The following is a 13,002-nucleotide window of genomic DNA, read 5'->3' as shown; positions in this document are numbered from 1 at the left end:
TTCATTTAATTTACTTGCCATAAATATCATATTTACTTTACCGTTCAAGTCTCTGAAGCTTTGCCTTTAAATGGTCATTCTCTGCTGAAAGGCTGCTATGGTTCCCTTTCAGCTGGCTGAATTGATTTTGCAATTCCTTTATCGATTCGATCATGTGAGGTATCAAACCAATATAGTTCACTGATTTGATGCCTTCACTGTCGGTTTGAACCAGCTCAGGAAATATTTCTTCCACTTCCTGGGCTATTAAACCAGTGTGCAAAGGATCATTTGAAGACTCGTGATGCCAGTGATAACGATATCCTTTAATTTACCCAAACCGGATAAACTGTTGCTTACGGGATTAAAGTCTTTCTTTTTCCGACGATCAGAAGTATCAAATATCTCGCCGATCACATTTAAGTTACCTTCCACAGTTGCCTGGTTGGTATTGACATAAAAGCACCATTTGTTGTTAATATGAAGCCCGATATTGTTGTCATTCATCATTCCCGCGAAACCGGTGGAATTGTGCTGAGAGTTATCAAAGTAAATTCCGGCGGTAGCTCCACTGTGACGCACCCGGATTCTTTCACTGACGTCCAGGATGTGCGTGGGGTAAAGAGAACTATTGCCGATACCGACCCTTCCGTTTCGTAAAACTGTTAACGCGTTGGACAATGCCTCCTCATGTGAACCATTACCTATCTGGAAAATCCGATCCTGTGCGGCAGCTCCGTTTTTGGTGCCGACTACATTGTTATCCTGCACATTATTAAAGGTTCCCAGGGTAACACCTCCAAATGCCTCCGCTATCACCCCATCGCCCGACGCAAAAGATGCTTCCCCAAATGCCTGGGACCCATTTCCAAATGCAACCGAATTTTTTCCAAAAGCATTTGTAAGCAAGCCAGTCGCAAATGAATTGATTCCCTGGGCTTTGGTCTGTTCACCTAATGCAACGGCCCCTGCACTGATCGCTTCGGTTTTACTGCCCGCTGCAAATGTGTGGCTCCCTTGAGCCTTTGTTTCAAAACCCAGGGCTGTTGCAAAATCGCCCGTAGCCTTAGTCGAACTCCCGCCTGCCAGCGAGCTATTGCCCAGAGCTTCTGATTTGTAACCCAGGGCAGCAGCATAGCCCGCCTGCGCGCTCGACTCTCCAAAGGCAACGCTATAATCTCCTGTTGCTTTCCCCGACCCGCCTGCGAAGGAGAACTTCCCGATATTGTGAGTTTCCCAGATATCGTCGACGAGGTAACCAGCGCGAAAAGCAGCTTTGCCGGGATGCCATATCAACCTTGAACCGCTTCCTACGTAAGGTAAAGGACTGTCGGTTAGCAGGCCCGATTGGACAACAGGCGAATTCTGCAGCCAATTCTTTGACGTTTCACTGTGCAAAGCGTAGGGAACGCTCATAAACTGGGTAGTTCCAAGATCCACATAAGCGTCCCCGGCAATGGCCAGCTCAATGTGCAGATAGTATACATCACCAGCCCACGCTATCGAGCTGAAAGTGCCCTGCTCAACGGTACCCGAACCAATTGTTACATTGAAGATTCCGCTTCCCGTAGTAGTTGTCTGATGAACTTCCCGGTACACATCGCTACCGTCCGGCAGTCCTTTATGAATAGTAAACCGCACTTGAATGGCTGTTCCCACAGACAATGTTTGTCCGGTTTCACCTCTGGCGACACCTTGAAACGTAAATTTGTAAGGAGCCTGCGCGTCGGCCACCGAAATACTAAAAAGGAAAAGCAGTGTGTGAAAAAATCTTTTCATTAATAAACGGGATTATTTGAATATTAACTCTAGGTGCTATTTGGAATTAGGCTCGGTACGTCCGGATGAAAGCTGATCCAATCTCGCCTCCAGGGCTTCCAACCTCTTCCCGGTCTGACCTTTCAACTCCGCATAGTCCGCTTTGAGCTGATCGTTTTCCTTTTTCAGTTCCTTGACCGACTCAATCAAATGCGGAATAAAACCTCGGTAAGTCACGGATTTGAAGCCTTTTTCATCCGTGGAGACCAGCTCGGGAAAGATCGGTTCTATTTCCTGGGCGATGACGCCGGTTTGCAGGTCTTTTCCTTTTTTCTCATCTATCCAGTGGTAGTTGTAACCTTTAATACCCAGGATCTTATCCAGGCTTCCGCTCAGGCTGGTGATATCCTTTTTCCATCGGCGATCGGAGCCCTCATTTACATTGCCTGAAACGCCCAAATCTCCGGCAACAATAACAGCATTTCCCGCGCATGTTAAAATCCAATTACCTACAACATAAAACCCTAAAAATCCCTGAGAGTTTAGCCCGACAAATGCATCACCTGCATCACCCATATAAATTCCTGGGGTACCGCCTCCGGCTCTCACCTTCATACGGCCGCCAACGTCCAGAATATGCGTAGGATTAATTGAATTATTACCTATTCCTACATTTCCATTCCGCAATACCGTGACAACGTTGGACAACGCCACCTCGCTTGTGCCATTACCGATTTGAAATATGCGATCGACAGGCGTAGCCCCTGCTTTTGTCCCAACTGCATTGTCCTGAATATTATTATAGGTTCCAAAGGCTATACCATTATATGCCTTAGCCACTACGCCTACACCCAAGGCGAAAGAGGCCTCTCCATCTGCATGTGTAGATTGTCCAAATGCTACGGAGGAATTACCAAATGCAATTGTTGATAATCCGGCAGCAAACGAATTTAGCCCCATGGATTGTGTCTTGTCCCCTACTGCGACCGAATAATCACCAATAGCCTTAGTGCCAGTCCCGGTCGCTAGTGATCCTTTACCAATTGCTTCATTACCCGACCCAAATGATACAGAATGATCCCCCATCGCCTTTGATGATCCGCCAAAAGCAGCAGAGAAATTTCCTTTTGCAGTAGTGCCGCTGCCCGCGGCAAACGAGCCCACTCCTATTTCAGCACCTTCCCAGGTCGTTCCATTGCTGGAACCAGCTCTGAATGCCGATTTACCGGGATACCACACAAATCGGGGACCGGAGCCAACCGTGGGGATACTGGATTGTGCATCGGCTATCCCTTTTTGCACTATGGGTATGTTGTGCGTCCAGCCATCCGAAGTTTTGGAATGCAGCGCGTAAGGCGTACTTAACATCTGCGAAGTTCCCACATCTACATAATTGTCGCCTCCTGCAATGTCTATTTCAACCTGTAAAAAATAGGGATGCGACGGCCAGTCAATGGTGCTGAAATTCCCGACCGCTTCCTGGCCTTCGCCTATCGCGATATTGAATATCCCATTCGACCCAGCCAGGGTTTCAAAGTGTGTTTCCTGATACACTGACTGACCATACGAATTATCAACGCGGACCGTGAACCTCACCTTGATATTCGTTCCTGCGGGAACCGGCTGCCCGGCCGCATTTTTAGCGACGCCCTGAAAACTGAATTTCTCCGGTACCTGCGCATTCGCTTGTACAACAAGCAGACACGCCAAACAAATGGATAAAATGATTTTCATAACTATCTGGTTTAAGTTAACAGAGCCGGGCCAATTTTAGAGATGCCCCCGTCTCTGGTGTTCGCATATTCATGAAAAATACACTTCGCCACAAATCTATTTTCCCACCGGTTACTTTGAGTAAACGACCGGTAATTATGGGTCATTTGCTCTGTGTGGTTTCCGGCTGAGCGGCAGTTTTGAGAAGAGAATTAACCTTCGCCTCCAGTTCGCCCAATCGCTCCTGGTTTTCTTTTTTCAGCTCCTTAATAGCCTCAATCAGATGCGGTATCAGCCCAACGTAGTTGACAGACTTCATACCCTTCTCATCCGTCTTCACCAGCTCAGGAAAAAGCGCCTCTACTTCCTGGGCGATCAGGCCAGTCTGGAGGGATTGGTCTTTGGTTTTGTCTTTCCAATAGTAGTTGTAGCCTTTTAGCTGATAAATGTGATCAAGACTGTTGGTTACTGGTACAATGTCCGTTTTGAGGCGTCGATCTGATTCCGTGATGATTCCGGTTACCTTTAAATTACCATTGACAGTAGCTCCCAAAGAAGTTGCGGTGAAAATCCAATTATTACCAATAAAGAAACCTATCTTATCATCAGCTTGCATACCAACAAAACCAACAGAACCGCTTTGTGAATTATCAAAATAAATACCAGCTGTGGCACCGTTGTGGCGAATCCGAACGCGCCCACTGACATCCAGTGGATAAGAAGGAGCTAATGCATCATTCCCAATACCCACATTGCCATTGCGTAAAACAGTTACGGCATTTGAACGTGAATTCAAACTCGTTCCATTCCCTATCTGGAAAATCCGGTCAGAATTAGCACTGCTTTGATATGTCCCCCCTGGAACATCCTGAACATTATTATAAACCCCTAAAGCTACTCCACCAAATGCTTTTGCAACAGTACCGCTACCGAATACAGTTGATGCTTCCCCTTCCGCCATCGAATAGCTTCCAAAAGCAGTGGAATAATCTCCCGAGGCTTTTGCGTTGATTCCCCCGGAAAAAGTATAATTCCCTGATGCCTCAGCTCCCCCAAAAGCGGAGCTGTACAAGCCGCTTGCTAAACCACGATTCCCCGCAAATGAATAATTTCCGATGTTAGCTTGTTCCCACGCTCCGTTATAATTTTCCCCTGCACGGAACGCCGCTTTGCCCGGATACCAAATTAATCTCGGTCCGGCCCCAATAGACGGGAAATTGGCTCCCTCACCTAACGTTCCTTTTTGTATCACCGGACCATTCTCGTTCCATTTTTTAGCTTCCAATGCACGGTCAGCGCCCGCTGCATAACCAGCATACGGAACAGTCACCAGTTGTGTAGTGCCCATATCTGCAAATGTTACCCCGTCCGACGCAAGTCCAACCTGTAAGAAATAGTTTGCGGCACCCCAATCTATCTGATCTAATGGAGTTCCAACTTGTGTTCCACCGTCGCCAATTAAAACATTGAAGATTCCGCCGGAGTTAACTGTCAGAGAATGCTCCTCCCACCGCACTATACCCCCACCGGGTGAATCCTTGTAGATGTTAAAGGAAACTTTGATGGCAGTACCCGCACTGAGCGGCTGGCCATTGGCATTTTTAGCCACACCCTGAAAACTGAACTTCCATGGCACCTGGGCACATACCCCCGACACGAGGAACAAAAAGACGAACGGTAAAAAAAGCTGTTTCATAATTACGACATTTTGGATTTGAATAAAACCCAAAGTGCCCGAATGAAAACAACAATTGCAAAAGCAATGAATAAATGGTGTCTGTCAGCTATTGAAAGGAAACATCATCGGGCTAGCACTCCCTTATATCCTTGCCCATGACCGGGAGATTAAGGATTGCTAACACTTATATTTTTAGCTGAAGTGGTAACATTGTTTTTGTCCTTTCCCACTCCTTCGTTTTGTATCAAAGTCGTCAGCTTTGTAACCTGCTCTTCTAGTTGTTGTAACACATTCAAGCGTTCGTTCAATGTTACTATTTGTTTATTTTGATCCTTAATAGCCTCAATCAGATGCGGTATAAGCCCAACGTAGTTAACCGACTTCATACCCTTCTCATCCGTCTTCACCAGCTCAGGAAAAAGCGCTTCTACTTCCTGGGCGATTAGGCCGGCTTGGAGGGATTGGTCTCTGGTCTTGTCTTTCCAGTAATAGTTGTAACCTTTTAATTTTGAAATATGATCGAGACTATTGGCTACAGGGACAATGCCTGTTTTGAGACGTCGGTCAGATGAGTCAAACATAAATCCGCTCACAAACAGATTACCTTCAACAAAGGCCGCTAATGTATTCGCTTTGAAAATCCATTTATCCCCTATATAAAAACCCAGATCGTTATCATTCTGCATGCCAACGAACCCAACCGGATCATTACCCGAATCGTCAAAATAAATACCTGCTGTAGAGCCGCTATGACGTATTCGAGCACGGCCGCCTACTTCAAGGATGTGTGTTGGGGCCAATACATTGTTTCCAATGCCCACGTTGCCATTGCGTAAAACTGTTAAGGCATTGGTATGTGATTGCAGAGTACCATTTCCAATTTGAAAAATACGGTCGGTAGCAGCATTCCCCTGGTAGGTACCGATTGGAGTATCGAAGACATCATTGTAAACTCCTAGTGCAACTCCACCAAAAGCTTTCGCACGGGTACCGGCTCCGATGGCAGTCGATGCCTCTCCCTCGGCCAATGAATAGCTTCCAAAAGCTGAAGAGTAATCTCCCTGAGCTTTTGCATTGATTCCCGCAGAAAAAGTATAATTCCCCGAAGCTTCGGCTCCGCCGAAAGCAACGCTGTACAATCCGCTCGCTATGCCACGATTTCCGGCAAATGAATAATTCCCAATATTAGTTTTTTCCCACGCATCATTGTAATTCTCCCCCGCTCGGAACGCGGCTTTGCCCGGATACCAAATTAACCGAGGTCCGGCACCTATGGAAGGAAAATTACTTCCCTGCCCAAATGTCCCTTTTTGAATCACCGGATCATCATTGCTCCATTTTTTAGCTTCCAATGCACGATCGGCATCTGCGGCATAGCTCGCATAAGGAACACTTACCAACTGGGTTGTGCCCATATCGACGAATGTTACATTGTCTACCGCAAGTTCCACTTGTAAAAAATAGCTACCGGTTGCCCAATTTATCTCGTTTAATGGGGTTCCGGCTTGGAAACCACCACCTCCAATTAAAACGTTGAAGATTCCACCAGTGGTAACCGTCAGAGAATGCTCCTCACCATGTACTATGGACCCATCAGGTGCATCCTTATGAATTTGGAAAGAGACTTTGATAGCGGTTCCCGGGCTTAGCGGCTGGCCGCTGGCATTTTTGGCCACACCCTGAAAACTGAATTTCCCCGGCACCTGGGCACCTACCCCCGAAGCCAGGAACAAAAAGATGAACGATAAAAAAAGCTGTTTCATAATCATCACATTTTGGATTAGAATTAAGAATCTCCAAAATGCCTGAATGAAAACCGGAATTGCAAAAGCAATGAATAAACGGCAGGTGCCAGCTATCGAAGGGAAAGGGTCACTGCGCCAGGACCCGCTTCACATCCTCCGCAGTTACACGGTCGGGCATGTTGCCGAAATGCTGGCGGACGAAAGTGAGCAGCTGCGCCATTTCTTCGGGTGGGATAAAGTCGTGTTTGGGCATGAGATCGTTATAGGGTTTGCCCAAAACCTGGATCGGGCCTTCCAACCCTTTGGCCACTACACGTATGAGCCGCCGCTTGTCCTCGGTAACCCACTCGGAGTTCACCAGGGGCGGAAAACGGCTTCCGTCGCCCAGCCCGTCGCGCTGGTGGCAGGGCGTGCAATAAGTGTTGTAAATACGCTGTCCGGCCACTTTGGTTTCGGAGTCGAGGTTATCTTTTACCTCGTCGGGCGTGCGGATATGGGCGAGCAGCTTGTGGCCTTCCATGGCGGCAAGCTCTTTTCCCCCGAAAGTTTTACGATTACCCTTGAACATGATCCGCCAGATTTTCCCCTTCCGTGAGTCGGTGATATAGATGGAACCGTCCGGCCCTTCGGCCAGCCCCATCGGCCGGGCTTTGGCGTCGCTCACATTGATGATCGGGTCCACGCCTGCAAAACCATCCGCAAAAACCTCCCATTTGCCGGTAGGCTTTCCATTAACGAAAGGTACAAAAGCCACAAAATAGCCCGCCTGCGGATAGGGAGCGCGATTAGTAGAGCCATGAAAAGCGATAAATGCACCGTTTTTATACCGATCAGGGAACTGATTTCCCTGGTAAAAAAGGACATCATTAGGCGCCCAGTGACCCGGAAAACCCATGATCGGGTTCTGATACTTACTTCCCTCCCCTTCCTTCTTGCCGTCCCCGCCGTATTCGGGGTTCAGCATTTTTTTGCCTTTCATCTGGTCGTAATAATAATACGGCCAGCCGACATTGGTACCCTGCTGCACTTTTACAAATTCCTCGGAAGGCAGTACCGCGCTTTGCCAGGAGCTGAACAACTCGGGAAAGAGGCGGTGGAGATTGTCCCGGCCGTGCACTACGGCATACAGGCTTTCATCCGCATTGTTCCAGCGCATACCTACAATACTCCGCAAACCGGTGGCATAAAGGCTGCCGTCGGCCTGGGTCTGGTTGGGCTTGTCGGCACTGAATTTCCATATCCCGCCATGCTTTTCAAGATCGGGGCAAGGCATTACGCCGGCGCTACCCGGCTTCCCGCCCGGCGAATTGACCATATCCTGGCAGGCATCCGAAGGCGCACCAAACGGCACGTACATGTTGCCTTTGTTATCAAAAGCCATTGGTTTGGTGATGTGCCAGTGGGTACCATGCTCGTGATCGTCTTTGAGGATCACTTCCACCTTCTCGTCGGGCAGCAGCTGACCGGGAATGAGCTTGCTCCGGTACACCACCAGGGACGAGCTGTAATAGAGGTAATTATTACGGATCGTGATGCCGTTTGCTAGGCTGCTCTGGTCGGGATAGTTGCCGAAGTTTTTGATGATATCGGCCTTGCCGTCGCCGTTGGTATCGCGCAACGCCACTGTGCCGCCCTGCTGGCCTTTGCCAAAATAGCGCAGCTTTACATAAATATCCCCGTTGCTATTGACCGTAATATGACGTGCGAGGCCGGTACTGTCGGCCACTACCAGCGTTTCGAACCCAACCGGCGTGGTTAGCCCGCCGTTATCGGGATCTCCGGCCGGGAGCTTTTCTTCCGGAACGCGGGCACCTGCGATAAAAACTGTCAGCAGGGCATAAGCCAGTATTTTTTTATAAATATTCAATTTCATATCAACTTGAATTTCTATTTTTTCGCCCCTAACCCGTTCAGGTCCCAGACAATTTTTCCGGCGCGGACGGTCATTTCTGTTTCCAGTTTTTTGTTGCCAGTGATCCCGTTTCCGGCCGAATCCATAAAGCCAAATTCCCCTTCCCGGATACGCACAATGGCAATATCCGCAGCATTACCAGCTTTCAGATTGCCAAGTTCCTCATGCCCGATCGCCCTGGCCGGGTTCCAGGTTGCAGTTTGTACGGCCTGCTGGAACGTCATGCCCAGCGCCATGAATTTGGACATCACATTGGACATATCTTTCATGGCCGAGTTCATGCTGAAACGATGTAAATCCGTGCCAAAGGAATTGGGATAAAAACCCTGCTTTGAAGCCGGTACAGCCTGATCAAACCAGAAACCGGCGCCCCCGTGCCCCAGATCGAACAATATGCCCCGTTTTTTGGCTTCCAGAACAAAAGGCCGCACTTTTCCGTCTTCCCCGATGATCGGCATTCTTTCTTTTATATTTTCAAATGAATGCGTGATCATGTCCCCGGGCCGCATTTTTGATAGTTGATCTTCCAGGGAATATTCCGGCAAATGGCACTCTACAAACAAGGGTTTCCTGGATTTGGAAGCCGCCGAAACCGCCCTGTCAAAAGGCGTCCAGTCCTTTCCGTTGTAATGCCCGATTTTTACACCCACAATAATATCCGGGTTATCGGTTATCACTTTTGCAGTGGAATCGGCATTCATATCATCCACATTCTGCTCGCGTGTACCTCCTGTCATACCTTCTCCGGCAATGTTCAGGAAAGCGAAAATCCGGGTTTTGGACTGGTCAATCACCTGTTTTTTAAAAAGCGGAAAACTCTTCCAGCCTGAGGTACCAGCGTCCACAACAGTTGTCACTCCTGCTCGGAAAGTAAAATCATCCGGCGAAACACTGTTCACACCATTGGCAAACAACCCCGCCTGACTTCCTACAAACACGTGGGTATGGGTATCGATAAAACCGGGGGTTACGTACAAACCTTTGGCATTGATCACTTTTTCCGCCTCCGACTCGCTGATATTTGCAGCAACCCTGGCAATAGTCCCACCGGCAACCGCCACATCCATAACCGCATCGATCCCATTCGCCGGATCCACCACATGCCCGCCTTTGATCAGGAGTGTATATTTCTGGGCAAAGGTGATGTTGGCGACTAGCAAAAGGATCGCCAATGCCAGCGTGTGTTTTTGCGGAGAACGTTGCGCTTTCAGATTTTTCATTTAAAACTAACCGTTTCCTCAGCACTTAAACCATTGAGATCCCAAACGATTTTACCGGCGCGGATGGTTAGTTCTGCTTCCAGTTTTTTGTCTCCTTTCAATACCAGTTTTCTCACATCCAGATATCCGAAATCACCTTTTCTGAGATTAAAAACCGCCACATCTGCCTCGGAGCCTACACTCAGACTTCCCAGCTCGGGACGTTTGATCACCTGCGCCGGGGCCCAGGTAGCGCGCAGAATGGCGTCGGGCAGCGACATGCCCAGGTTCAGGAATTTGGATATCACATTGTCCAGCCCTTTCATTCCGCCGTTCATGCTGTCGGTATGCAAATCGGTACTGATCACATTGGGCTTAAAACCCTGCTGCATAGCCGGAATGGCCTGTTTCCAGGAAAAAGCCCCTCCGCCATGTCCTACGTCGAAAATCAATCCTTTTTTCTGGACTTCCAGCACAAACGGTTTCACCTTGCCGTTTTCGTCCACTACGGTTTCCCGCTCGGTGGGGCCGTTGGCATAGGTATGCGTAAAAATATCGCCCGGACGAAGGTATTCTTTGAAGAGCTTTTCAATCGACAGCGGAGGCTTGTGTTCCCCGAAATCCACCATCACCGGCACATCGGCCAGCTTGCCGGCTTCCACGGCTTTTTGCACCTGCGAATAGTCGCCCCAGTAGTGCGCCGCTTTGATCCCGACAATGTGTTTCGGGAACATTCTTTTGATCATATTGGCTGTCATCACTGGGTTCATATCCGAAAAATCCTGCTCTTCGAAGCGGCTCGCCATGCCGGTACCTACAATATTGAGCAGGGCCAGTACGCGCGTCTGGGAGCGATCGATGGTCTGCGACTTGAATGTCCGGAAGTTCCGCCAGCCCGACGACCCGGCATCCACCACGGTAGTAACACCTGCTCTGAAAGTGAAGCCGTCGGGCTGTACGCTGGTGTATGCATTGGCAATGTAGGCATCGGGCGTAGTGCCGTAAAAAACGTGGGCATGCATGTCGATAAGGCCGGGAACTACATATAATCCCTTTACATTCACTGTTTTTTTGGCGGAACCAGCCGGGATATCAGCCGCCACGCGGAAGATTTTGCCGTCCTTGATGGCTACATCCATGTTGGAATCAATGTTGTTTTTGGGATCAATCACATGGCCTCCTTTGAGCAGCAGGTCGATTTCCTGGGCGCGGGATGAAAAGGAGAGAAACAGGAAAAGCAAAACAAGGGCTGATCCTACGAGTCCCGCGGCATTCCTTTTAGTAGGTTGAGCGTACATTTTTGAAGAGTTTAGGACCGGAGCATTGCGATATCAGATTTTGGATTCAAATTCAAAAGCCAATGATTATATGGTATTTTATAAAAATAAAGATCCAATTCTCAGACAAAGCTTTACACTCCGGAATAATATACAATACTAGCATATCAACCCTTAAAAAGGAAATTATATTATTCTTAAAAAACGTTGCGGAAAAACAATATCACCCTTTCAGGGTTCATGCATTCCGCACATGATATCTTTGCTATAATCATTTCATCCCTTCGGGATTACTAGCCATTCCTTTATGGGGTTTCCGATGTAAGAAAGGCTTCCGTTAAAGCCCGAAGGGCTGGAATTTTTGTAACAAAACAACCTTACTACGCGAACTAAAACCCTGAAAGGGTGGCATCGTCATAAACAATGTCACCCTTTCAGGGTTCATGCATTCCGCACATGATATCTTTGCTATAATCATTACATCCCTTCGGGATTATTAGCCATTCCTTTGTGGGGTTTCCGATGTCGTTTGCTAGAATACAGTTTCCTTAAAAATGCTTAAAGAAAGGCTTCCGTTAAAGCCCGAAGGGCTGGAATTTTTGTAACAAAACAACCTTACTACGCGAACTAAAACCCTGAAAGGGTGGCATTGTCGTGAACAATGTCACCCTTTCAGGGTTCATGCATTCCGAACATGATATCTTTGCTATAATCATTACATCCCTTCGGGATTAGTAGCCATTCCTTTATGGGGTTTCCGATGTCGTTTGCTACAATAATGGCATCCGTTCGGAATTACTAGCCCGCCTTACGGGGTTTACGATGTTATTTGCTAAAATGCGGTTTCCTTAAAAAGGCTTCCGTTAAAGCCCGAAGGGCTGGAATTTTTGTAACAAAACAACCTTACTACGCGAACTAAAACCCTGAAAGGGTGGCATTGTCGTACCCAATGTCACCCTTTCAGGGTTCATGCATGCCACACATGATATCTTTGCTATAATCATTACATCCCTTCGGGATTACTAGCCATTCCTTTGTGGGGTTTACGATGTAAGGAGAGGCTTCCATTAAAGCCCGAAGGGCTGGAATATTTGTAACGAAACAACCTTACTACGCGAACTAAAACCCTGAAAGGGTGGCATCGTCGTACACAATGTCACCCTTTCAGGGTTCATTCATTCCGAACGTAATCCCTCTGCTATAATCATTTCATCCCTTCGGGATTAGTAGCCATTCCTTTATGGGGTTTCCGATGTCGTTTGCTAGAATAATGGCATCCGTTCGGAATTACTAGCCCGCCTTACGGGGTTTACGATGTTATTTGCTAAAATTCGGTTTCCTTAAAAATGCTTAAGGAGAGGCTTCCATTAAAGCCCTAAGGGCTGGATTTTTGTAACAAAACAACCTTACTAGGCGAACTAAAACCCTGAAAGGGTGGCATCGTCGTACACAATGTCACCCTTTCAGGGTTCATGCATTCCGAACGTAATCCCTTTGCTATAATCATTTCATCCCTTCGGGATTATTAGCCATTTCTTTATAATGTTTCCGATGTGAGGAAAGGCTTCCGTTAAAGCCCGAAGGGCTGGAATTTTTGTAACGAAACAACCTTACTAGGCGAACTAAAACCCTGAAAGGGTGGCATCGTCGTACACAATGTCACCCTTTCAGGGTTCATGCATTCCGCACATGATATCTTTGCTATGATCATTACATCCCTTAGGGATTATTCTACCAGCGA

General features: G+C 47.8%; 8 protein-coding genes. All 8 read right to left on the bottom strand.

The window, feature by feature from the left end:
* Positions 1–37 precede the first annotated feature (37 nt).
* Positions 38–262 carry a tail fiber domain-containing protein gene (locus FBF61_RS19335; protein WP_374756624.1) on the bottom strand — a complete coding sequence of 75 codons (225 nt, stop codon included), beginning with the start codon at positions 260–262 and terminating at the stop codon, positions 38–40.
* Positions 247–1,758 (bottom strand): DUF8740 domain-containing protein, encoded by a 1,512-nt coding sequence (locus FBF61_RS19330; RefSeq protein WP_138480283.1) that lies wholly within the window; start codon positions 1,756–1,758, stop codon positions 247–249. Before FBF61_RS19330 ends, FBF61_RS19335 begins: the two co-directional genes overlap by 16 nt.
* 36 nt (positions 1,759–1,794) lie before the next feature.
* Positions 1,795–3,471, bottom strand: coding sequence for a tail fiber domain-containing protein (locus FBF61_RS19325; RefSeq protein ID WP_138480281.1), 1,677 nt, complete (start codon positions 3,469–3,471; stop codon positions 1,795–1,797).
* A gap of 142 nt (positions 3,472–3,613) precedes the next feature.
* Positions 3,614–5,146 (bottom strand): tail fiber domain-containing protein, encoded by a 1,533-nt coding sequence (locus FBF61_RS19320; RefSeq protein ID WP_138480279.1) that lies wholly within the window; start codon positions 5,144–5,146, stop codon positions 3,614–3,616.
* A 149-nt stretch (positions 5,147–5,295) separates the two neighbouring features.
* The gene (locus FBF61_RS19315) at positions 5,296–6,891 is read right to left on the bottom strand and encodes a tail fiber domain-containing protein (protein WP_166444567.1); all 1,596 of its coding nucleotides are present in this window, start codon (positions 6,889–6,891) and stop codon (positions 5,296–5,298) included.
* Positions 6,892–7,000: 109 nt separating this feature from the next.
* Positions 7,001–8,746, bottom strand: a complete 1,746-nt coding sequence (locus tag FBF61_RS19310; RefSeq protein WP_138480275.1) for a PQQ-dependent sugar dehydrogenase — start codon at positions 8,744–8,746, stop codon at positions 7,001–7,003.
* 14 nt (positions 8,747–8,760) lie between these two features.
* Positions 8,761–10,005, bottom strand: coding sequence for an amidohydrolase/deacetylase family metallohydrolase (locus FBF61_RS19305; RefSeq protein ID WP_138480273.1), 1,245 nt, complete (start codon positions 10,003–10,005; stop codon positions 8,761–8,763).
* Entirely contained in the window at positions 10,002–11,282 is a 1,281-nt protein-coding gene (locus tag FBF61_RS19300; protein WP_138480271.1) for an amidohydrolase/deacetylase family metallohydrolase, read from the bottom strand. The genes FBF61_RS19305 and FBF61_RS19300 overlap by 4 nt, the downstream gene beginning before the upstream one ends.
* Positions 11,283–13,002: the final 1,720 nt, after the last annotated feature.

Origin of the sequence: Dyadobacter bucti, assembly GCF_005869225.1 — a bacterium.
Taxonomy (GTDB): Bacteria; Bacteroidota; Bacteroidia; order Cytophagales; family Spirosomataceae; genus Dyadobacter; species Dyadobacter bucti.
This window is presented reverse-complemented; position numbering and strand designations above follow the sequence as displayed.